Annotated in this window: 20 protein-coding genes; 9 read left to right on the forward strand and 11 right to left on the reverse strand. The window is 72.0% G+C overall.

The window, feature by feature from the left end; genetic code table 11:
- Positions 1 to 233: 233 nt before the first annotated feature.
- A complete protein-coding gene (locus tag ACWDR7_RS12190) occupies positions 234 to 1,019 on the reverse strand; it encodes an SGNH/GDSL hydrolase family protein (protein ID WP_449855162.1) in 786 nt (261 codons plus the stop codon).
- A 104-nt stretch (positions 1,020 to 1,123) separates the two neighbouring features.
- On the opposite strand from ACWDR7_RS12190, the gene ACWDR7_RS12195 reads away from it, so the two are divergent.
- Genes ACWDR7_RS12195 through ACWDR7_RS12210 form a run of 4 tightly spaced genes read left to right on the forward strand, consistent with a single transcriptional unit; the run spans position 1,124 to position 5,374 of the window.
- Positions 1,124 to 2,401, forward strand: coding sequence for a class I SAM-dependent RNA methyltransferase (locus ACWDR7_RS12195; RefSeq protein WP_449855163.1), 1,278 nt, complete (start codon positions 1,124 to 1,126; stop codon positions 2,399 to 2,401).
- Positions 2,402 to 2,461: 60 nt separating this feature from the next.
- Complete coding sequence (locus ACWDR7_RS12200) at positions 2,462 to 3,118, forward strand: response regulator transcription factor (protein ID WP_449855164.1); 657 nt, start codon at positions 2,462 to 2,464, stop codon at positions 3,116 to 3,118.
- Positions 3,108 to 4,343 carry a sensor histidine kinase gene (locus ACWDR7_RS12205; RefSeq protein ID WP_449855165.1) on the forward strand — a complete coding sequence of 412 codons (1,236 nt, stop codon included), beginning with the start codon at positions 3,108 to 3,110 and terminating at the stop codon, positions 4,341 to 4,343. Before ACWDR7_RS12200 ends, ACWDR7_RS12205 begins: the two co-directional genes overlap by 11 nt.
- Complete coding sequence (locus ACWDR7_RS12210) at positions 4,340 to 5,374, forward strand: hypothetical protein (RefSeq protein WP_449855166.1); 1,035 nt, start codon at positions 4,340 to 4,342, stop codon at positions 5,372 to 5,374. The genes ACWDR7_RS12205 and ACWDR7_RS12210 overlap by 4 nt, the downstream gene beginning before the upstream one ends.
- Before the next feature lie 256 nt (positions 5,375 to 5,630).
- On the opposite strand, the gene ACWDR7_RS12215 is transcribed toward ACWDR7_RS12210, so the two are convergent.
- From ACWDR7_RS12215 to ACWDR7_RS12225, 3 genes are all read right to left on the reverse strand, one after another.
- Positions 5,631 to 5,861 (reverse strand): acyl-CoA carboxylase epsilon subunit, encoded by a 231-nt coding sequence (locus tag ACWDR7_RS12215; RefSeq protein WP_449855167.1) that lies wholly within the window; start codon positions 5,859 to 5,861, stop codon positions 5,631 to 5,633.
- Positions 5,858 to 7,453 (reverse strand): acyl-CoA carboxylase subunit beta, encoded by a 1,596-nt coding sequence (locus ACWDR7_RS12220; RefSeq protein ID WP_449855181.1) that lies wholly within the window; start codon positions 7,451 to 7,453, stop codon positions 5,858 to 5,860. Before ACWDR7_RS12220 ends, ACWDR7_RS12215 begins: the two co-directional genes overlap by 4 nt.
- Before the next feature lie 84 nt (positions 7,454 to 7,537).
- The gene (locus ACWDR7_RS12225) at positions 7,538 to 8,308 is read right to left on the reverse strand and encodes a biotin--[acetyl-CoA-carboxylase] ligase (RefSeq protein ID WP_449855168.1); all 771 of its coding nucleotides are present in this window, start codon (positions 8,306 to 8,308) and stop codon (positions 7,538 to 7,540) included.
- Positions 8,309 to 8,401: 93 nt separating this feature from the next.
- On the opposite strand from ACWDR7_RS12225, the gene ACWDR7_RS12230 reads away from it, so the two are divergent.
- From ACWDR7_RS12230 to ACWDR7_RS12240, 3 genes are all read left to right on the forward strand, one after another.
- A complete protein-coding gene (locus ACWDR7_RS12230; RefSeq protein WP_449855169.1) occupies positions 8,402 to 8,944 on the forward strand; it encodes a PH domain-containing protein in 543 nt (180 codons plus the stop codon).
- A 52-nt stretch (positions 8,945 to 8,996) separates the two neighbouring features.
- A complete protein-coding gene (locus ACWDR7_RS12235) occupies positions 8,997 to 10,115 on the forward strand; it encodes a 5-(carboxyamino)imidazole ribonucleotide synthase (RefSeq protein ID WP_449855170.1) in 1,119 nt (372 codons plus the stop codon).
- A 282-nt stretch (positions 10,116 to 10,397) separates the two neighbouring features.
- The gene (locus ACWDR7_RS12240) at positions 10,398 to 11,300 is read left to right on the forward strand and encodes an aminodeoxychorismate lyase (RefSeq protein WP_449855171.1); all 903 of its coding nucleotides are present in this window, start codon (positions 10,398 to 10,400) and stop codon (positions 11,298 to 11,300) included.
- A 21-nt stretch (positions 11,301 to 11,321) separates the two neighbouring features.
- Here ACWDR7_RS12240 and pstB read toward each other — a convergent pair whose 3' ends face one another.
- The 4 genes from pstB to ACWDR7_RS12260 form a co-directional block, all read right to left on the reverse strand.
- Positions 11,322 to 12,101, reverse strand: a complete 780-nt coding sequence (gene pstB / locus ACWDR7_RS12245) for a phosphate ABC transporter ATP-binding protein PstB (RefSeq protein ID WP_449855172.1) — start codon at positions 12,099 to 12,101, stop codon at positions 11,322 to 11,324.
- A gap of 40 nt (positions 12,102 to 12,141) precedes the next feature.
- Complete coding sequence (gene pstA / locus ACWDR7_RS12250; RefSeq protein WP_449855173.1) at positions 12,142 to 13,242, reverse strand: phosphate ABC transporter permease PstA; 1,101 nt, start codon at positions 13,240 to 13,242, stop codon at positions 12,142 to 12,144.
- Position 13,243: 1 nt separating this feature from the next.
- Complete coding sequence (gene pstC, locus ACWDR7_RS12255) at positions 13,244 to 14,212, reverse strand: phosphate ABC transporter permease subunit PstC (protein WP_449855174.1); 969 nt, start codon at positions 14,210 to 14,212, stop codon at positions 13,244 to 13,246.
- Positions 14,213 to 14,350: 138 nt separating this feature from the next.
- Complete coding sequence (locus ACWDR7_RS12260; RefSeq protein ID WP_449855175.1) at positions 14,351 to 15,457, reverse strand: phosphate ABC transporter substrate-binding protein PstS; 1,107 nt, start codon at positions 15,455 to 15,457, stop codon at positions 14,351 to 14,353.
- Between the two features lie 235 nt (positions 15,458 to 15,692).
- Here ACWDR7_RS12260 and ACWDR7_RS12265 point away from each other — a divergent pair, with 235 nt between their 5' ends.
- Positions 15,693 to 16,175, forward strand: coding sequence for a hypothetical protein (locus ACWDR7_RS12265; RefSeq protein ID WP_449855176.1), 483 nt, complete (start codon positions 15,693 to 15,695; stop codon positions 16,173 to 16,175).
- Positions 16,176 to 16,192: 17 nt separating this feature from the next.
- Here ACWDR7_RS12265 and ACWDR7_RS12270 read toward each other — a convergent pair whose 3' ends face one another.
- The 3 genes from ACWDR7_RS12270 to ACWDR7_RS12280 form a co-directional block, all read right to left on the reverse strand.
- Positions 16,193 to 17,131, reverse strand: a complete 939-nt coding sequence (locus ACWDR7_RS12270; RefSeq protein ID WP_449855177.1) for an NUDIX hydrolase — start codon at positions 17,129 to 17,131, stop codon at positions 16,193 to 16,195.
- Entirely contained in the window at positions 17,128 to 19,311 is a 2,184-nt protein-coding gene (locus ACWDR7_RS12275) for an RNA degradosome polyphosphate kinase (protein WP_449855178.1), read from the reverse strand. Before ACWDR7_RS12275 ends, ACWDR7_RS12270 begins: the two co-directional genes overlap by 4 nt.
- 63 nt (positions 19,312 to 19,374) lie before the next feature.
- A complete protein-coding gene (locus tag ACWDR7_RS12280) occupies positions 19,375 to 20,076 on the reverse strand; it encodes a response regulator transcription factor (RefSeq protein WP_449855179.1) in 702 nt (233 codons plus the stop codon).
- Between the two features lie 130 nt (positions 20,077 to 20,206).
- On the opposite strand from ACWDR7_RS12280, the gene ACWDR7_RS12285 reads away from it, so the two are divergent.
- Positions 20,207 to 20,500 carry a hypothetical protein gene (locus ACWDR7_RS12285; protein ID WP_449855180.1) on the forward strand — a complete coding sequence of 98 codons (294 nt, stop codon included), beginning with the start codon at positions 20,207 to 20,209 and terminating at the stop codon, positions 20,498 to 20,500.
- Positions 20,501 to 20,691: the final 191 nt, after the last annotated feature.

Consider the following 20,691-nt stretch of genomic DNA (forward strand, 5'->3'; position numbering starts at 1 on the left):
TCAACGGCCTGTCGAAGACGTACCGCGTGGCCGGCTACCGCTCCGGCTGGGTCGTGATCACGGGGCCCAAGAAGCACGCGGCCGGGTTCCTCGAGCCGCCTCGCCGGCGCGAGCACGCGAGCGGTACCCGCGAAGCGGGTGCCCGAGCGGCGCAGACGCTTCTGAAAAGGAACAGTGCCCGAGCGGCGCAGACGCTTCTGAAAAGAGCGGCGCAGACGCTTCTGAAAAGAGACTCAGCCCAGCGGCTCCGGCTGCTCCTCGACCGCCTCGACCGTGACGGGCGGGGCGTAGGGGCGCAGGGCCGCCGCGACCTTCTCGGCGAGGTACGCGTGACCGGCGTCCGAGGGGTGGTTCGCGCCCTTCTTGGAGGTGTCGATCACCTCGAGGTAGTTCGCGTCCGTGATCCAGCTCTCCGCGATCGGCGAGACGTAGGGCCAGTCGCGCTGGGCGGCGAGATCGGCGAGGTCGCGGTCGATGCGGGCGGTCGCGGGCTCCACCGGCAGCACCTGGGGCGCGGGGCCGAGCACGACGATCGTCGCGTCGGGGTAGGTGGCCGACAGGGCGTCCCACGCCGCGGCCACGGCGTCGCGGTACCCGGTCTCCGGCAGGCGCCGGTCGTTGATCGATCCCTGCACGAGGACGACGTCGGGGGCGAGCGACGGGTCGAGCGCGGCGATGCGCTGCCCGAAGGTCGTGCCGTACCAGCCCGTCTTGAGGTAGCCGCTGCCCGGTTCGCCGTCGACCACCATCTCCCAGCCGCCGACGGCCGCCAGGCGATGCGCGTAGCCGAGCTCGGGGCGGGTGGCCGCGGCGCCGTACGTCCACGAGTCGCCGATCACGAGCACGCGAGGAGCCCCCTCGTGGGCGCCGTCGACGACGACCGCCTCGGCGGCGAGCGGCTTCGCCTCGCTCGCGGGCGTGCGCGGGCGCGTCACGATGAGCGTCGCCACCAGCACGACGGCGGCGAGCGCGGCGAGCAGGACGAGCACCGTGCGGATCGGGTGAGCCTCGGGGCGCATGGGGTCGAGGATAGGCGCTCGAGGTGGCCGGCACGTGAGCAGGCCGTCACGGTGCCGTAACGGTCGCTCAGGCGCCGGTGATGCGCGGATGGGACGATGGAGCCATGGATGCGGGAGAGCTGGTCGAGCTGGACATCACGGGCGTGGCCCACGGCGGCGTCTTCGTGGCGCGCCACGGGGCCGACGGCGATGCGCCGGGCCGCGTGGTGTTCGTCTCGGACACGGCGCCCGGCGAGCGCGTGCGCGCGCAGATCACCGAGGTGAAGAAGACCTTCGCGCGCGCGGTGACGGTCGACGTGCTCGAGGCCTCGCCCGATCGCGTGCCGCACGTGTGGCCGCAGGCCGACGTCGCGGTCGCGCCGGAGGATCGGCCCGGCGGTGCGGACCTCGGTCATCTCGCCCTGCCGGCCCAGCGCGCGCTGAAGGCGCGGGTGCTGCGCGAGGCGTTCGAGCGCTTCGCCGGTCTCGAGGTCGACGTGCCCGTGCGGGGCCCCGAGGGGGTGCTGGGCGCCGATCACCCGGAGGCGGCGGCGACGCTCGACGGCACGGGCTACCGCACCCGCCTGAGCCTGCACGTCGACGACGAGGGTCGGATCGGCCCCTACGCCGCCCGCTCGCACCGCGTCATCGAGGTGGGGGAGCACCCGCTCGCGGCGCCGCGCGTCGCCGAGGTCGCCCTCGCCGTGCGGAAGGCGCCTCCCGGCCGCCTGGATCTCGTGCTGCCGGCGGACGGCGTCGTGCGCACGATCCGCCGGCCCGACCGCAAGGATCGCCGCGCGCCCCGCCCCGAGCCCGAGGTGGTCGCGGAGTTCGTCGGCGAGCGCGAGTTCCACGTCGATGCGGGTGGCTTCTGGCAGGTGCACCGCGCCGCGGCCGCGACGCTCGATCGCGCGGTGCGCGACGCGCTGGGGGAGCTGTCGAGCGACGCATGGCACCTCGACCTCTACGGCGGGGTCGGGCTGTTCGCCGCCGCGCTCGGCGAGCTGGCCGGGCCCGCGCGCCTCACGACGGTCGAGGCGGACGAGCGCGCATCCGCGCACGCCGGGGACAACCTCGCCGACCTCGGCGTGGAGGCGGTGAACATGCGCGTCGACCGGTTCCTGTCGCGCCTCGACGCCCAGGCGAGCCTGCTCGATCGCGAGATGCTCACGCGCGGCGTGGCGCTGCTCGATCCGCCGCGCTCGGGGGCGGGGCGCGACGTGGTGGCACGCCTCGCGGACCTCGGCCCCTCGCGCATCGCGTATGTCGCGTGCGATCCGGTGGCCCTGGCCCGCGACGTCGGCTGGTTCCGGGAGCTCGGATACGAGCTGGCGTCGCTGGATGCGTTCGACCTGTTCCCGCACTCGCACCACATCGAGGCCGTCGCCGTCCTCGCGCGCTGAGCGACAGCGCCCGCGACCGGCCGGGCGGGTCGCCGCGCCCGCATGCCATAGGCTTCGATCATGATCCGCGTGGCCCTCGTGGACGATCACGAATCCGTTCGTCTCGGACTGGAGGCGTCGATCCGTCGTGCCGAGCAGGAGGTCGTCTTCAGCGGCGCGACGGTGTCGGAGTACCTCGCGAGCCGGGCGTCCGAAGGCTGGCCCTCGCCCGATGTCGTGCTGCTCGACCTCACGCTGGGCGACGGCACCACCGTCACGGAGAACGTCGTGCGGCTGGCCGCCGACTCGGCCGTGATCATCCACTCCGTCGCCGACCGCCCCGCCGCCGTCCGCGAGGCGCTCGCCGCCGGGGCCGTGGGGGTCGTGAGCAAGTCGTCGCCGATCGACGAGGTCATCGACGCGATCCGGGCCGCCGCCCGCGGTGAGCCCCTCAACAACGTCGAGTGGGCCAGCGCGGTGGAGGGCGATCGCGCCTTCGCCGACGCGCAGCTGTCGAGCCGCGAGCGCGAGGTGCTGCGGCTGTACGCCGCCGGGCTGCCGCTCAAGGTCGTGGCGGACCGGCTCGGGGTGGCCTACTCCACCGCCAAGGAGAACATCACCCGCGTGCGGGTGAAGTACACGGAGGTGGGCCGCCCGGCGCCCACCAAGGTCGATCTGCTCAAGCGCGCGATGGAGGACGGGCTGGTCGAGCCGGCCGGGGAACCCGGTGCCCGATAGCCAGAGGATCGTCGAGGAGGCCTGGCGGCACATCCCCCAGGTGTCCTCCTCTCGCGAGACGCCCGGCCGCTTCACCCGCGCACGCTTCGAGCGCATCCTGCAGGTGCTCACGGGCGTGGGCGGCGCCGTGCAGGGCACCCAGGCGCTCATCGTCTCGCTGACGGACGACGACCCGAGCGATCCGCTGCTGCTCGCGGCCGCGTACCTGCCGCTCGCCCTCATGATCGTGGCGTGCCTGTCCGGCTTCGGCGCCCGCATCGCGGCCGGCGCCTTCGCGGCGCTGTTCCCCGTGCTGATGGTCGCGTGGGCCGTCACCGACCCCGGCCCGTCCGAGCCCCCGCTGCAGCCGGCCCCGTTCTACCTGCTCACGGTGGCCTCCGCCGCGGGGGTGGTCGCCTTCCCGCCGCGCTGGCAGATCGTGCTCGTCGCCGGCATCCACTGGCTCTGGGCGAACATCCGCCTCATCAGGGGCGGATGGTCTCTGGAGGCCTGGGAGTCGACGGTCTACGACGTCTCCATCGCGCTGCTGCTCGGCATCCTCGTCGTCGTGCTCGCGTGGATGTACCGGGGGATCGCCGGCGGCGTGGACGAGGCGCGCGCGGAGGTGGTCGAGACGTTCACCGCCGCGAGCGTGGCGGAGGCGGCCGAGAGCGAGCGCGTCGAGATCGCGGCCCTCATGCACGACAGCGTGCTCGCGGCGCTGCTGGCCGCCGAGCGTGCCGACACGCCCCGGGCGCGGGAGCTCGCCGTCGCGATGGCCAGGGAGGCCCTCGGCCGCCTCGCGAACGCCGAGAGCGACGATCCGGAGGGCAGCGACGAGGAGGTCTCGGCGGAGTGGATCGCCGCGGAGCTCGAGCGGCGGGCGGCCGAGTTCGGCATCGAGCTGCGGGTGGCCAGGGCGATCGCCCTGGACGCGGGCGCGATCCCGGGGCGGCCGGCCCGGGCGGTCGCGCTCGCGGCCACGCAGGCGCTCGCGAACGCCGTGCAGCACGCCGACGCCGCGGGGCTGGCGGTCGGCATCCGCGCCGACGACAGCGGCGTGGCGGTGTGGGTCGAGGACGAGGGCCCCGGCGTGGACTTCGACGCGATCGAGGCCGACCGGCTCGGCATCCGCGGATCGATCATCGCCCGCATGCCGGCCGTGGGCGGCAGCGCCGACATCCGCACCGGCTCGCACGGCACGACCGTGACGGTGTCGTGGCGCGCGCAGGAGGAGCCGTCGTGACCGTCCGCCGCGTCATGTACGGCCTCGTGTTCGCCTTCACGGCGTACTTCCTCGTGCGCGGCCTCATCTGGATCCCGCAGTCGCCCCTTCCCGTCCTGCAGGCCGCCGCGGTGCTGCTGTGGCTCGTCGCGGCTCTCGTCGCGCTGCTGTCGCCGCCGTCGCCGGCGCGCTCGGGCGGCGAGGATCTCGCCTACCCGCGGCCCCTGCCGCTGTGGGTCGCGTTCGCGGTGCTCGCGGCGTGCGCGGCCGTCGCGCCGCTGTCGTTCCGCGCGAGCGGCGACAGGATCGAGAACCTCGCCGCGGCGGGAGTCTTCGGCGCCGTGGGCATGGTCCTCACGATCGTGTGCGTGCGCCGGCGCCCGCTGCTGGCCTGGATGGGGATCGGGGTGCTGGCGGCGGAGGCCGTGACGGCCATGGACGTGGCCCTCGTGCTGCAGCGCGGCCTGCTCGGCTCGATGCTGTGGGTCGGGCTGGCGCAGCTGCTGATGTGGTTCACGGATCGCGCGTACCGCGACACGGCGCGGCTCGCGCGGCTGCAGCAGGCGTCGTCCGCCTGGCAGGCGGCTCAGGAGGCGCGGCGGTTCGAGCGGCGCCAGCGCGTGCAGTTCGCGCTGCTCGTGGCGGGGCCGGTGCTCACGCGCGTCATCGAGACCGGCGGCGCGCTGGACGAGACCGAGCGGCTGCGGGCGCGCCTGGCCGAGGGCACGCTGCGCGACGAGATGCGCGCGCCGCGGCTGCTCGACGACGAGGTGCGGCTGGCGATCCGCGGGGCGCGCGAGCGCGGCGCCTCCGTGACGATCCTCGACGAGAACCAGCTCGACGACCTCGACGAGGCGGCGATACGCCGGGTGCGGTCGGAGCTGGCGGCGACCCTGCGCGGCACGAGCGCCGCGCGCATCATCGTGCGCACCTCCGCGGACCCGCGGGTGGCCGTGACGGTGGTGGGCCGGCGCGCGGCCGGCTCCGGGCTGTCGGAGGAGGACGCCGTCGAGCTGTGGCGGGAGATCCCGCGTCACCCGGAAGAGGAATGAGAAGGGCCCGGGGCGGCGATGCCGCCCCGGGCCAGTTGCGGACCGGTTACCCGAAAACCGTCCGCGGAAGCCGGTCTGCGTCGCCTACCCTGGGGCTTCGCACCGGCCAACGCTTCTTGCGTTTCCATAAGAAGTATCTCCGGGCGCGAGCGGCGACGTCTGTAGGAAGTTTGGGGGACACCCGCGTAATTACACGGGGAGAACTGCCCATCCAATGCCCATCAGGTACCCACTATCTGCCCGGGTGGTGCCGGGATCAGCCGGAAAAGCGGCCCCAGCGGGCGCCGGCGGGCGGTCGGCGCCGGAGCCGCCGCGAGCGCGTCCAGGCCTCGCCGGCCGGCTCATCGGCCGTGGCCGCGTCCGCCTCCTGACGATACGCCGCCGGGATCACCGCCGCCAGTGCCGCGACGTCGTCCTCGTCGGGCCGGCCGCGGACGATCTCGACGCCCGGCAGCGCGCGGGCGTCGTTCTCGAGCGGATCGCTCACAGCGGGATGTTCCCGTGCTTCTTCGGCGGCAGCTCCGCGCGCTTGCTGCGCAGGGAGCGCAGTGCCTTCGCGACCGCCACGCGCGTCTGCGCCGGCTCGATGATGCCGTCGAGCTCGCCGCGCTCGGCGGCGAGGAACGGCGAGGCCACGTTGTAGGTGTACTCGTTCGCCAGGCGCGTGCGCACGGCCGCCACGTCCTCGCCCGCCTCCTCGGCGCGCTTCAGCTCGCCGCGGTAGAGGATGTTGACGGCGCCCTGGCCGCCCATCACGGCGATCTCCGCGGTGGGCCACGCGAGGTTGATGTCGGCGCCCAGCTGCTTGGAGCCCATCACGATGTACGCGCCGCCGTAGGCCTTGCGCAGGATGACCGTCACGAGCGGCACGGTCGCCTCGGCGTACGCGTACAGCAGCTTGGCGCCGCGGCGGATCACGCCCGTCCATTCCTGGTCGGTGCCCGGCAGGTAGCCGGGCACGTCGACGAGGGTGACGATCGGGATGGAGAACGCGTCGCAGAAGCGCATGAACCGGGCGGCCTTCTCGCCCGCCCCGATGTTGAGGGTGCCGGCCATCTGCGAGGGCTGATTGGCGATCACGCCGACGGTGCGCCCCTCGACGCGCCCGAAGCCCACGACGATGTTGGGCGCGAACAGCGGCTGCACCTCCAGGAACTCGCCGCCGTCGACCACGCGCGAGATGACCTCGTGGATGTCGTACGGCTGGTTGGGGGAGTCGGGCACGACGCGGTTGAGCGCCCGGTCGGAGTCGGTGGTCTCGAACTCGAAGCCCGCCTCGTAGACCGGCGCGTCCGACATGTTGTTGTCGGGCAGGTATCCGATGAGGGTGCGCGCGTAGTCGAGCGCGTCGTCCTCGTCGTCGGCGAGGTAGTGCGCCACGCCCGAGCGGGTGTTGTGCGTGTAGGCGCCGCCGAGTTCCTCCATGCCGACGTCCTCGCCCGTGACGGTCTTGATGACGTCGGGGCCCGTGACGAACATCTGGCTCGTCTTGTCGACCATGATGACGAAGTCGGTGAGTGCGGGGGAGTACACCGCGCCGCCCGCGGCCGGGCCCATGACGATCGAGATCTGGGGGATCACGCCGGAGGCGGCGGTGTTGAGCCGGAAGATCTCGCCGTACTTGCCGAGCGCGACGACGCCCTCCTGGATGCGCGCCCCGCCCGAGTCGAGGATCCCGATGATCGGCATGCCGCCGCGGAGGGCGAACTCCATGATCTTGACGATCTTCTCGCCGGCGACCTCGCCGAGCGACCCGCCGAAGGTGGAGAAGTCCTGGGCGTACACGGCCACGTTGCGTCCGTGGATCGTGCCCGTGCCCGTCACGACGGAGTCGCCGTAGGGTCGCGACCTGTCCATGCCGAAGGCGGTCGTGCGGTGGCGCACGTACTCGTCGAACTCCACGAAGCTGCCGGGGTCGACGAGCAGCTCGATGCGCTCGCGCGCGGTCATCTTGCCCTTGGCGTGCTGCTTCTCGCGGGCCTTCTCCTCCGACTGGGTCACGGCCTCCGCGTAGCGTGCGCGAAGGTCGGCGATCTTGCCGGCGGTCGTCGAGAGATCGGGTTCGGTCACGTGTTCCACCCTAACGACGGCCCCCGCCGCACCCTTGGAGGCCACACACAACGCCTGCCGGGATCCTGTGTCCGCGGCGAACAGGGCCGCGGGTCAGGCGGGCCGCACGTGCACGACGTCGCCCGCCGAGACCGCGCGGGGTCCGTCCCCCGCCCGCACGACGAGCCGCCCCGCCGCGTCGATCGCCTCGGCCCGGCCGCGCAGCGCGGACCCGTCCGGCAGCGACACCGACACCTCCTGGCCCAGGGTGACGCACGCGCCCGAGACGGCGGCGTGGGCGCCGGAGGCGAGCGCGTCGCCGTTCGCGTCGGCCAGGCGCGCAAGGCCCTCGTCGAGGGCGCGCAGGTAGTCGGCGAGCAGGCGATCCTCGTCGCACGAGGCGCCGAGTGCCGCGAACGACGTGGCGGTGGGCACGGGCAGCTGTTCGGGCGCCATCGCCGTGTTGATGCCCGACCCGACGACCACGAGGGACGGATCGGCGGTGCCCTCGGCCAGGATCCCGCAGATCTTGCGCCCGTCGACGAGCACGTCGTTCGGCCACTTCGCCCCCACCGCGTGGGTGGGCAGCTGCGCGCGCACGGCCGCCGCCATCGCCGCGCCCGCGAGCAGGGGGATCCACCCCCGCGCCGGCAGCGGGATCCGCTCGATCCGCAGCGCGACCGACACCGCGAGCGATGCGCCCGCGGGTGCCTGCCACACGCGATCGAGCCGGCCGCGGCCCGAGCGCTGGTCGCGCGTGACGAGCACGCTCAGATGGGCGGCCTCGCCGCGCCCGGCTGCGCCGACGAGATCCGCATTCGTCGATCCGGTGTGCGCCACCTCGGCGATCCGCGCACCGGTCGCCGTCGTCCTCTCCCACGCCATGCCGCCAGCGTACGCGGGAGGAGGCGGCGCCGATCCGCGCCATCTGGGTGATTCGCGGCGGCGGGTGTCGCCGGCAGGCGGCAGACTGGACCCATGACCATCGCCGGACGCGTCGACACCCCGCCGCCCGGCGTGCCCGCGCCCGAGGAGCTCGTGGTGGCCCGCTTCCGCCGTTCGGGCCGGAGGCTGTTCTGGTCGGCGCTGCTCGTCGTCGTCGTCGCGGGCGCGACCGGCTACCTGTGGGGCAACCTGCCCGAGCCGTTCGAGGACTGGATGCTGGCCGCCGCGGCCGCGGCCCTCGTGCTGCTCGGCGCGATCCTGCCGTGGATCGCGTGGCTGTCGCACCGCTACACCATCACGACGCGGCGGGTCATCGCCGCCCGCGGCCTGTTCTCGCGCTCGCGCGCCGAGCTCACGCACGCCAGGGGCTATGCCGTCAACACGCGCCGCGGCCCGCTGCAGCGGCTGTGGGGCACCGGCACGCTCACGCTCGCGGACGGCATGGAGGGGAAGATCGTGCTCGCCGACATCCCGAGCCCGCGGCTGGTGGCCGAGGTGCTGACCGATCAGATCGAGGTGAACCAGATCCTCGCGCACCGCGACGCGGTGCAGACCGGCTCCGGTCCCACGGCGTGACGGCGCGGCCCCGCCCTCGATGAGAGGATGGGAGCCGACGATCGGAGGAAGCATGTCGCTGCGTGTCGGCGTGATCGGCGGGGGCCAGCTGGCCCGGATGATGATCGCCCCGGCGGTCGAGATGGGGATCGATCTGCGGGTGCTCGCGGAGGCCGAGGGCATGTCCGCCCGCCTGGCCGCCACCGCGGTGGGCGATTACCGCGACGAGGCCGCCGTGCTGGCCTTCGCGCGCGACGTCGACGTGATCACCTTCGACCACGAGCACGTGCCGCAGCCGGTGCTGCGCGCGCTCGTCGACGCCGGCGTGCCGGTGCACCCCGGGCCCGACGCGCTGCGCTTCGCGCAGGACAAGCTCGAGATGCGCGCGCGCCTGGCCGAGCTCGGCGCCCCGCAGCCCGACTGGGCGGCGGTGCGCGATGCCGGCGAGCTGCAGGCGTTCCTGGACGACCACGGCGGGCGCGCGGTCGTGAAGACGCCGCGCGGGGGCTACGACGGCAAGGGCGTGCGCGTCGTGTCGAGCGCGGACGAGGCGGCCGACTGGCTCGCAGACTTCGCGGGCGAGCCGATCCTCGTCGAGGAGCTCGTGTCGTTCGCGCGCGAGCTCGCGCAGCAGATGGCCAGGCGCCCCTCGGGCGAGATGGTGGCGTACCCCGTGGTCGAGACCGTGCAGCGCGACGGCGTGTGCAGCGAGGTGTTCGCCCCCGCGCCGCGGGCTTCTGAGCGCCTCGTCGAGGTCGCCGCGCGGCTGTCGAAGCAGATCGCCGAGGGCCTGGGCGTGACCGGCATGCTCGCGGTGGAGCTGTTCGAGACAAACGACGAGCGGATTCTCGTCAACGAGCTCGCGATGCGCCCGCACAACAGCGGGCACTGGACGCAGGACGGCGCCGTGACGAGCCAGTTCGAGCAACACCTGCGCGCCGTGCTCGACCTGCCGCTGGGCGACCCGTCGCCCGTGGCGGAGGCGGCCGTCATGGTGAACATCCTGGGCGGACCGCAGGGCGCCGAGATGACGGATCGGATCGCCGCCGCCGTGACGGATCACCCCGGCGCGAAGATCCACACCTACGGCAAGGATCCGCGCCCCGGCCGCAAGGTGGGCCACGTCAACGCCGTCGGCGAGCTCGACGACGCGGCCTACACGGCCCGCGCCGCCGCCGCCCACTTCGCCTGACGCCGACGGGCATGCTGGCCCCCGACCTGTTGCTGACGAGTCCACAAGTCTGTGCTAAGTCCGGCCGTTTGCACGCCCGGATTTAGCACAGACTTGCGGATATGCGGCGACTGCTCCGAAGCCCGGAATACCCCCGCGGCATCCGCCGTTAGACTGGAGTGGCCGGGCCGCAGCAAACCCCGGGCTCCAACATCTGCCGCTTCGAGCGGACCACGCGCCGAGAGGCGTTTCTGCGGCCCGGTTCATCGTCTCCGCGCGAGGCGCGCGCCGTAGGCTCTGACCATGACGTTCCGCCTCGCGTACCTCATCGACACCGTGCCGGCCGACGATCCGCGCACGGACTTCTCCGGCACCTTCGCGCCGATCGATCCCGACGCGCCGGCGCTGAGCGTGAGCGACCTGAGTTCCAACCGCGGCGACGGCATCTTCGAGTCGATCGCGGTCGTCGACCGCCACCCGCAGGAGACCCGCCCGCACCTGGAGCGTCTCGCGCACTCGGCGCGGCTGAGCGACCTGCCGGCGCCGAATCTCGCGCAGCTGCGGGCGGTGGTCGAGGAGGCCGCGGCGCAGTGCCCGCCGGGGGAGTGCACGATCCGGCTGCTCATGAGCCGCGGCGTGCAGCACGGCGGTCCCGGTCAGGGCATCCACGGCCCCACCGCGTGGCTCACCGCCGCGCAGGCGCCCGACAGCACCGCGGCGAGGGAGAACGGCATCCGCGTGGTCACGCTCGACCGCGGCTACGACAGCGGCGCCGCGGCCCGCGCGCCGTGGCTGCTGCTCGGGGCCAAGACGCTGTCGTACGCCGTGAACATGGCGGCGCTGCGCGAGGCCCGGCGGCGCGGGGCGGATGACGCGGTCTTCGTCACGAGCGACGGCTACGTGCTCGAGGCGCCCACGGCCACCGTGATCCTGCGCCGCGGCGACACCTTCCTCACCCCCGAGCCGACCGGCGGCATCCTGCAGGGCACGACGCAGCTGAGCGCATTCGACTGGCTCGAGGAGAACGGGCACCCCACCGGATACGAGCACGTGCCCGTGGCCGCGCTGCGCGACGCCGACGCCGCGTGGCTCGTCTCGAGCACGCGCCTGGCCGCGCCCCTCACACACGTCGACGGCCGTGAGCTCCCGGTGGATCGGGACCTCACGGCCGCCCTGAACGCCTACCTCCTCAGCCCGCGCGACTGAGCGCCGCCGAGGAGCGGGGGATCACCCGAAGCGGCCGGAGACGTAGTCCTCGGTCGCCTGCACCGACGGCGTGGTGAAGATCTTCGTCGTCTCGTCGTACTCGATGAGCTTGCCGGGCTTGCCCGTGCCCGCGATGTTGAAGAACGCGGTCTTGTCGCTCACGCGCGAGGCCTGCTGCATGTTGTGCGTCACGATCACGACCGTGAAGTCGTTCTTGAGCTCGGCGATCAGCTCCTCGATCGCGAACGTCGAGATCGGGTCGAGTGCCGAGCACGGCTCGTCCATGAGGATCACGTCGGGCGACACCGCGATCGCGCGGGCGATGCACAGGCGCTGCTGCTGACCGCCCGAGAGGCCCGAGCCGGGCTTGTCGAGGCGGTCCTTGACCTCGTTCCACAGGTTCGCGCCCTGCAGCGACTTCTCGACGAGGTCGTCCTGGTCGCTCTTCGACATGCGGCTGTTGTTCAGCAGCACGCCCGCCAGCACGTTCTCGCGGATCGACATCGTGGGGAACGGGTTGGGGCGCTGGAACACCATGCCCACCTGGCGGCGCACGAGCACGGGGTCGACCCCGGGGCCGTACAGGTTCTTGCCGTCCATCAGCACCTCGCCCTCGACGCGCGCGCCGGGGATGACCTCGTGCATGCGGTTCAGGGTGCGCAGGAACGTCGACTTGCCGCAGCCCGAGGGGCCGATGAACGCCGTGACGGTACGGGGCTGGATGTCGATCGACACGCCCTCCACGGCCAGGAAGTCGCCGTAGTAGACATTCAGGTCGTTGACTTCGATGCTCTTGGACATCTTCGGATTCTCTCTCTCAGCGGGAAGCTCGGGCGGCGGCTCAGCGGCCGGTCATCTTGGGGGCGAAGGTCTTCGCGATCAGGCGCGCGGTGAGGTTCAGGACCATCACGATCAGGATGAGCGTGAGGGCGGACGCCCACGCGCGGTCGATGTACGAGTCCGGCGGCAGGCCGGGGTACTTCGCCTGCATATACGAGAACACGGGGAGCGTGGCCATCTGGCCGCTGAACATGTTCAGGTTCATGCCCTGCACGATGCCGACGGTCAGCAGCAGCGGGGCGGTCTCGCCGATGACGCGGGCCACGGCCAGCATGATCGACGTCGTGATGCCCGCGATGGCGGTGGGCAGGACGACCTTGACGATCGTGAGCCACCTCGGCACACCGAGCGCGTACGCCGCCTCGCGCAGCTCGTTCGGCACGATCCGCAGCAGCTCCTCCGAGCCGCGCACGACGACCGGGATCATGAGCACCGAGAGGGCGAGCGATCCCATGATGCCCATGCGCGTGCCCGGCCCCACGATGAGGGCGAACACCGAGTAGATGAACAGACCGGCGACGATCGACGGGATGCCCGTCATGACGTCGACGAGGAACGTGATGCCGCGCGCGAGCTTGCGGCCCTCGCCGTACTCGACGAGGTAGATCGAGGTCATGAGGCCGATCGGCACCGAGATGATCGTGGCGCCCAGGGTGATCAGCAGCGTGCCGTAGATGGCGTGGACGGCGCCGCCGCCCTCGCCGACGATGTTGCGCATCGAGAAGCTGAAGAACTCCCCGTCGAAGCGCACGAGGCCGTTCACGACCACCGTGAACAGCAGCGAGACGAGCGGCAGCAGCGCGATGACGAACGCCGTCGAGACGAGGGCCGTCATGAGCCGGTCGGTGGCATGGCGGCGGCTCTCGGCGACCGACGAGATCACGAAGATCAGCACCATGTAGAGGACCATGCCCACGACGAGCGTCATGGCGATGTTGAAGTCGGCGGGATCGCCGCCGATGTTCAGCAGCGCGAAGATGCCCGCGGACACGACGAAGGAGGCGGCGAGCAGCGCCCAGGGGGCCCACTTCGGAAGGTGACCGGCGGTGAGAGCCTGCGGCGCGGCCACGGCGGCGGCCGGGGGCGTGGCGGTGGTGGTCATGTCAGTTGGCTCCCGAGAACTCGGCACGGCGCGAGACGACCCAGCGGGCGACGAAGTTGACCGCGAACGTCACGATGAACAGGATGAGGCCCGCCGCGATCAGCGTGTTCACGCCCTCGTCGTGCGCCTCGGGGAAGCGCAGCGCGATGATCGCGGGGATCGTGGTGGGGTTCTCGGGGTTCAGCAGGTTGAACGTCACGATGCCGAGCGGCGAGAGCACCAGGGTGACGGCCATGGTCTCGCCGAGCGCGCGGCCGAGGCCGAGCATCGCGCCCGACACCATGCCGCTGCGTGCGAAGGGCAGCACGGCCATGCGCACCATCTCCCAGCGGGTGGCGCCGAGGGCGAGGGCGGCCTCCTCGTGGAGCTTGGGGGTCTGCAGGAAGACCTCGCGGCAGATCGCGGTCATGATCGGCAGGATCATGACCGCGAGCACGAGCGAGGCGGTGAAGATCGTCTTGCCGGTGCCCGACGGCGTGCCCGAGAAGATCGGGATCCATCCGAGGTACTCGTTCAGCCACCGGTAGAAGGGCACGAGCATCGGAGCGAAGACGAGTGCGCCCCAGAGGCCGAAGACGACCGACGGCACGGCGGCGAGCAGGTCGATGATGTAGCCCAGCACGCCGGCGAGGCGGCGCGGCGCGTAGTGCGAGATGAACAGCGCGATGCCGATCGCGAGGGGAGCGGCCATGACGAGGGCGAGTGCGCTCGACCACAGCGTGCCGAAGACGAAGGGCCAGACCCACGAGAGGAACGCCTGCCCCTCGAGGAGGTGGTTCCCCGAGGTGTCGGCGCGCAGGGCGGGGATCGCCTGGATGATGAGGAAGAGCGCGACGAGCGCCAGGGTGATGAGGATGATGATGCCCGCCGCCAGCGCCGTGCCCGAGAAGATCCTGTCGCCGGGCCGCATCACGGGCTTCGGCGGAGCGGACGAGGGGGCCTCAGCGGGCCCCGTCGTGGTGGTGGTCATCGGAGCGGCTCCTCGAGTGCTCTGGGTCGGGCGGGAGATGAGGGGTGACGCGCGGCGGTGCCCCCGCGTCCTTCCCGAAGGGAAGGATCCCACGGGAAGGAGCGCGAGGGCACCGTTGCGGTCAAGCGATCGGTCGGATCACTCGGTGACGATGGCGTCGATCGCGGTCATGACCTGCTCGCGCAGGCCCTCCGAGATCGGCGCGTTGCCGGCGACCTCGGCCGAGGCCTCCTGGCCCTCCGCCGAGGCGACGTACTCGAAGTACGCCTTGACGAGCGTAGCGACCTCGGGGTCCTCGTACTCGACGCAGCCGATGAGGTAGCTCACCAGCGCGATCGGGTAGGACTCGGCCGGAGCCGAGGCCGGGTCGACGGCGAAGGCGAGGTCCTGGGCCTCGCGGCCCTCCTCGAGCGGCGAGGCCTCGACCAGGGCCGACGCGGCCTCGGCGGAGTACGCGACGTACTCGCCCTCGACCTCGACGGCGACCTGGCCCAGCTCGCCGGCCTGCGAGGCGTCGGCGAAGCCGATGTAGCCGTTGCCCTCGGTGATCGCGGAGACGACGCCCGAGGTGCCGTCGGCGGCCTCGCCACCGAGGTCGCTCGGCCACTCGTCGCTGGCCTCCCACGTCCACACGTCGGGAGCGGTCGACTCGAGGTACGTGGTGAAGGTCTCCTGCGTGCCCGAGGCGTCGGCACGGTGCACCGGCACGATGGCCAGGTCGGGCAGCTCGGCGTCGGGGTTCTGCTCGGCGATGGCCGGGTCGTTCCAGTTGGTGATCTGGCCGGCGAAGATGCCCGCGATCGTCGCGGCGTCGAGGTTCAGCGTGTCGATGCCCTCGAGGTTGAACGCGACGGCGACGGGGGAGATGTAGACGGGGATCTCGACGATCGAGTCCGTGGCGCACGAGCCGAAGCCGCCGGCGGCGATCTCCTCGGCGTTGAACGCGCGGTCGGAGCCGATGAAGTTCGACGAACCGGCCTGGAAGTTCTCGCGGCCCGTGCCCGAACCGGTCGAGGTGTAGTTGACGGTGGCGTCCGGGTTGATGCCCTGGAAGCCGGCGACCCAGGCCTGCTGAGCGGCCTCCTGCGACGACGCGCCGGTGGCCTCGATGGTGCCGCTGAGCGACGACTCGCTGGGGGTGCTGCCGCCGCCGGCGTTGTTCGGCTCGTTCGCGGCGCAGCCGGCGAGCGACAGAGCGGCGACCGCGCCGAGGGCGGCGATGCTCGAGAAACGGGTGATCTTCACTGTGTATCCGTTCGATCGGTGATCAGGGATGCCCTTCGGGACTTTCAGGGCACACCGAGACGCTAGGACCGTGTGCTTAAGAGACTGCGGTCTGCAGGTGAACGGAAGGTGAACAACCCTGGGCGCGCGCTTCATGGTCGTGATCTCCGTGTGATCTTCGCCCGGCGGCAGGCACGCGGGACATCCGTGACGTGGCCCGCTGTCGGATCGGTTCCCGCGTCAATACGCTCCCACCATGGCGAAGACGACCAAGGCGGAGCGCAAGGCGTTCGAGGCGCTCGACGAGGCGGCGCGTGCCGCGAAGAAGGCCGAGAAGGCCGCGAAGGACCTGTCGGGCAAGCGCGCGAAGAAGGTCGCGGCGCTCGCGGAGGCGGCGCGCGAGGTCGCGGAGACCGGGGCGAAGAAGGTGCGCAAGCACCCGAAGCGCGTGCGCGCGAAGGCCGAGGACGCCGTCGAGGCGCTCGAGAAGGCGACGAAGAAGGCGCGCGCGAAGGCCGAGCGCGACGCCGAGGCCCCGCGCGCCGAGGCGGAGGCGCTCGCGGCGGTCCGGGGCCTCCCGAAGGACGACGCCCCGCAGGCGCCGGCCGTCGCGGCACCGGCGGACGGGGAGCTGGCAGGGCTCACGGTGGCCCAGCTGCGCGAGCGGGCACGGGCGACCGGCCGGCCCGGCTACTCGCGGCTCACCAAGGCGGCGCTCATCGAGTTCCTCGGCGGCTGAGCGCCCGGCACCCGCGCTCAGACGGACGGCGTGTGCGTCTCGATCGCGGCGATGCCCGCCTCGGGCTCGCCGGCGTTGATGTGCGCGACCGAGAACGAGCCCGTGGCGAGCGCCGCGGCCTCGTCGAGGGCGGAGGTCCGCCTCGTCCCCGTCGCGCGGGCGAGCTCCTCGAGGACGACGGGCAGGACCGGACCGTGCGTGCAGAGCACCGCGGGCTTGCCCGACGCGAGTCGCTTGCCCACGATCGTGCGGACGTCGGCGAGGCCGTCCTCCCACGCGTCCTGACTGATCGCGTCGGTCTCGGTGATGCGCGTGTCGATCGCCCTCGCCAGCGGCGTGACGGTCTGCACGCATCGCGTGGCGGTGCTCGAGACGATCTTCTTCACGCCGAAGGCACGCAGGCCCCCGACCACGGCCTTCGCCTGCTCCCGGCCCTTGGGAAGGAGCGGCCGCAGGTAGTCGGCGCGCTCCCAGTCGCCGCGCGGCACCGCCTTGCCGTGTCGCAGGGCCACGACGGGGAAGGTCGCGCGCACGCCGTCGTCGAACAGCGTGAGGAAGGTCTCGAGGATCTCCTGGTCGACCGGATAGCTCAGCCGCGCCATGGCCTGCCGCGGCCCCGCCCACTCCACGGCCGAGATCTCGCGGTTCGGCACGAAGGTGCTCTCGCGGAGGGCGCGGTCCTTGGCGCGCATCGCCCAGTAGTGCACGACCTTCCGCCGGCCGCTGGCCAGCGTGTAGTTCGACACGCCCAGCGGCACCCCGAGCGCCGCGCGGACACCCGTCTCCTCGTGGACCTCGCGCGCCGCCGTCTGCGCGAGCATCTCGCCGGGCTCGACCTTGCCTTTCGGCAGCGTGACGTCGCGGTACTTCGTGCGATGCACGAGAGCCACGCGCAGTCGGCCGTCCGCGACGCGCCAGAGCACGCCGCCGGCGGCGTAGACAGCCCGTTCGGTCACCGCGTCGCCCTCGGCTGCCGCCGCCGCCGGATGATGTTCATGGTGCGGTCCTGCAGGTCGAGCAGCGGGCGACCGTCGGCGTCGCGGTGGTGCCGGGTCCAGACCGCATCGGGCCCGAGGTGCCAGGTCGCGGTGCCGTCGTCCATCGCGAGATCGAAGAACGCCATGAGCTCGCGCACATGCTTGGGCGTGGTGACCTTCACGAGCGCCTCCACGCGGCGGTCGAGGTTGCGGTGCATCATGTCGGCGCTGCCGATGTAGACCTCGGGCGAGCCGTCGTTGCCGAACGCGAAGATGCGCGAGTGCTCCAGGTACCGGCCCAGCACGCTGCGGACCGTGATGTTGTCGGAGACGCCGGGCAGATCCACGCGCAGGCTGCAGATGCCGCGCACCCAGACCTCGACCTTCACGCCGGCCTGGCTGGCGCGGTAGAGGGCGTCGATGATCTCCTCGTCCACCATCGAGTTGACCTTGATGCGCACCCGCGCCGGCTTGCCCGCCAGCGCGTGGCGGCGCTCGCGCTCGATGAGCTTCAGCAGACCCTTGCGCAGGTGCAGCGGTGCGACGAGCAGGCGCTTGAACTTCTTCTCGATCGCGTAGCCGCTCAGCTCGTTGAACAGGCGGGTCAGGTCGAGGCCGACCACGGGGTCGCACGTGAACAGGCCGAGGTCCTCGTAGATGCGGCTCGTCTTCGGGTTGTAGTTGCCGGTGCCCACGTGGCTGTAGTGGACGAGCTCGCCCTTCTCCTGGCGGATCACGAGGGCCGCCTTGCAGTGGGTCTTCAGGCCCACGAGGCCGTAGACGACGTGCACGCCGGCCTTCTCGAGCTGGCGCGCCCACTCGATGTTGTTCGCCTCGTCGAAGCGCGCCTTCACCTCGACGAGCGCGAGCACCTGCTTGCCGTTCTCGGCCGCGTCGATCAGCGCCTTCACGACCGGGCTGTCGCCCGAGGTGCGGTAGAGCGTCTGCTTGATCGCGAGCACGTGCGGATCGCGCGCCGCCTGCTCGAGGAAGGCCTGCACGCTCGTGGCGAAGGACTCGTAGGGGTGGTGCACGAGCACGTCGCCCTTGCGGATCGCGGCGAACACGTCGGCCCTGGCGTGCTTCGAGTCGGCGTCGAGCGGCTGCAGCGCGAGCGCCGTGACGGGCACGTGCTTCTTGTAGCGCAGGTCGGGGCGATCCAGCCTGCCCAGCTCGAACAGCGCCCGCAGGTCGAGCGGCGCCGGCAGGCGGTACACCTCCTGCTCGGAGATGTCGAGCTCGTCCAGCAGCAGCCGCAGCGTGACGTCGTCCATCTCCTCGGTGATCTCGAGACGGATCGGCGGACCGAAGCGGCGACGCAGCAGCTCCTCCTCGAGCGCCTGGATGAGGTTCTCGGACTCGTCCTCCTCGATCACCATGTCCTCGTTCCGCGTGAGGCGGAACGCGTGGTGATCCAGCACGTCCATGCCGGGGAAGAGGTCGCTGAGGTTCTCGGCGATGAGGTCCTCGAGCGGCAGCATGCGCACCCGCTCGCTGAGGGGATCGCGCTCGGGCACCCGCACGGTGCGCGGCAGCATGGGCGGCACCTTCAGGCGCGCGAACTCCTCGCGCCCGGTGCGGGCGTTCCGGATCCGGATCGCGAGGTTCAGCGACAGGCCCGAGATGTAGGGGAACGGGTGCGCGGGGTCGACCGCGAGCGGCATGAGCACGGGGAACACCCGCGACTGGAAGTACTCGTACAGCTCGGCCTTCTCGTCGCCGTCGAGGTCGTCCCACGTCACGAGCGAGATGCCCTCGTCCGCCAGGGCCGGCTTGACCTGCTCGTGCCACACCGCGGCGTGCCGGGCCTGCAGCTCATGTGCCTTGTGGCTGATGCCCTCCAGCACTTTGGCCGGGGCCGTGCCGATGTTGCTCGGCACCGCCAGGCCCGTCACGATGCGGCGCTTGAGCCCCGCCACGCGCACCATGAAGAACTCGTCGAGGTTGCTCGCGAAGATCGCAAGGAAGTTGGCGCGCTCCAGCAGCGGCACGTCCGGGTCCTCGGCCAGCTCCAGCACGCGCTGGTTGAACGCGAGCCAGCTCAGCTCGCGGTCGGTGTAGCGGCCGTCGGGCAGGTCGGACTCGTCGAACTCGACGAGCTCGTCGAAGTCGTCGTCCGCGTCGCCCAGACCGGTGTCCACGATGGTCGTGTCGCTCATCCCCCCATCCTGGCACTGCGCGGTTTCCCGGAGGTGAACGGAACGGAGCGTGTCAGCGCGCGGTCAGCGCTGCGTCGCCTCCGCCTTGGCGGGCGGCAGCTGGTCGTCCTCGTACACGTTGAAGCGGTACCCCACGTTGCGCACCGTGCCGATCAGCTGCTCGAGGTCGCCGAGCTTGGCGCGCAGCCGCCGCACGTGCACGTCGACCGTGCGCGTGCCGCCGAAGTAGTCGTAGCCCCACACCTCGCTCAGCAGCTGCTCGCGCGTGAACACCCGCGAGGGGTGCGTCGCGAAGAAGTGCAGCAGCTGGAACTCCTTGTAGGTGAGGTCGAGCGGCTTGCCGTGCACCTTCGCCGAGTACGACGACTCGTCGATCGTGATGCCGGAGGTCTGCACGCGCCCCGACGGCTGCTCCGTCGTCTGGCGCCCCACCGCGAGTCGCACGCGCGCATCGACCTCGGCCGGCCCGGCCGTCGACAGGATCACGTCGTCCACGCCCCAGTCGCTCGAGACGGCGGTGAGCCCGCCCTCCGTGACGACGAGGATCAGCGGGGCGTCAAGTCCCGTCGTGTTGAGGATCTTGCACAGCGATTTCGCACCCACGAGGTCGATGCGCGCGTCGACGAAGATCACGTCGGCGTTCGGGGCGTTCACCAGCTGCGCCGGCTCGGCGGGGATCTGGCGCACCCGGTGGCTCAGCAGCTCGAGGGCGGGCAGGACCGCTCCGCCGCCTTGGGCGGAACTCAACATGAGCAGCTGGGCCAAGCGAACGTCCTTTCCGGGCGGCGGGGTCCCGCGCCGGGTGCACCCATAATAGGCCGTCCTGAAAGCGGCCTGTGACGACGCTGCGCCTTGCCGCACCGGCCCGGTCGGCGGATGCGAGAGAATGGGGTGCATGACGACGCCCGCGCTCGCCCCCCGCTCGCCCGTCGGCGCGCTCGCGATCACGTGGGTCTTCGCCGTGCTGGCCTCCGTGGCCGTCGGACTGTTCGTCCCCTACGACCTGCGCTTCGCATGGATGGCGATCGCCGCCGGCGGCACGCTCATCGTGGCGTTCGTGGCGAACCTGTGGTCCGGCCGCGCCGAGGGCTTCATCGTGCGCACCGCCGGCTCGGTGCTCGGCGGCCTGCTGCTGATGGGCTTCATCTCCCTCGGCTTCGCGCTCGCGGCGATCGTGCCTTCTTTTTAGAAGAGACTGCGCGCGCTCGGGCACTGTTCTTCTCAGAAGCGTCTGCGCCGCTCGGGCACCGCTGCGCGGTGCCGCTCGCGTGCTCGCGCCGGCGCTGCCGCGCCGGCGAGGCGGCGCTTTGCGCCGCGGGGCGGCGAAGGCCACGCTCGAGGCCGTCTCGCCCAAGCGCCTGGCCGACCTGTGGACCCACT

This window comes from Microbacterium sp. NPDC003461 (assembly GCF_053588335.1).

Bases quoted from the DNA above. Each gene is read 5' to 3' on its own strand.
- ACWDR7_RS12190 (WP_449855162.1), bottom strand. From the start codon at position 1,019: ATGCGCCCCGAGGCTCACCCGATCCGCACGGTGCTCGTCCTGCTCGCC.
- ACWDR7_RS12235 (WP_449855170.1), top strand. From the start codon at position 8,997: ATGTCGCTGCGTGTCGGCGTGATCGGCGGGGGCCAGCTGGCCCGGATG.
- pstC (WP_449855174.1), bottom strand. From the start codon at position 14,212: ATGACCACCACCACGACGGGGCCCGCTGAGGCCCCCTCGTCCGCTCCG.
- ACWDR7_RS12230 (WP_449855169.1), top strand. From the start codon at position 8,402: ATGACCATCGCCGGACGCGTCGACACCCCGCCGCCCGGCGTGCCCGCG.
- ACWDR7_RS12275 (WP_449855178.1), bottom strand. From the start codon at position 19,311: ATGAGCGACACGACCATCGTGGACACCGGTCTGGGCGACGCGGACGAC.
- ACWDR7_RS12240 (WP_449855171.1), top strand. From the start codon at position 10,398: ATGACGTTCCGCCTCGCGTACCTCATCGACACCGTGCCGGCCGACGAT.
- ACWDR7_RS12195 (WP_449855163.1), top strand. From the start codon at position 1,124: ATGGATGCGGGAGAGCTGGTCGAGCTGGACATCACGGGCGTGGCCCAC.
- ACWDR7_RS12225 (WP_449855168.1), bottom strand. From the start codon at position 8,308: ATGGCGTGGGAGAGGACGACGGCGACCGGTGCGCGGATCGCCGAGGTG.
- pstA (WP_449855173.1), bottom strand. From the start codon at position 13,242: ATGACCACCACCGCCACGCCCCCGGCCGCCGCCGTGGCCGCGCCGCAG.
- ACWDR7_RS12200 (WP_449855164.1), top strand. From the start codon at position 2,462: ATGATCCGCGTGGCCCTCGTGGACGATCACGAATCCGTTCGTCTCGGA.
- ACWDR7_RS12285 (WP_449855180.1), top strand. From the start codon at position 20,207: ATGACGACGCCCGCGCTCGCCCCCCGCTCGCCCGTCGGCGCGCTCGCG.
- pstB (WP_449855172.1), bottom strand. From the start codon at position 12,101: ATGTCCAAGAGCATCGAAGTCAACGACCTGAATGTCTACTACGGCGAC.
- ACWDR7_RS12265 (WP_449855176.1), top strand. From the start codon at position 15,693: ATGGCGAAGACGACCAAGGCGGAGCGCAAGGCGTTCGAGGCGCTCGAC.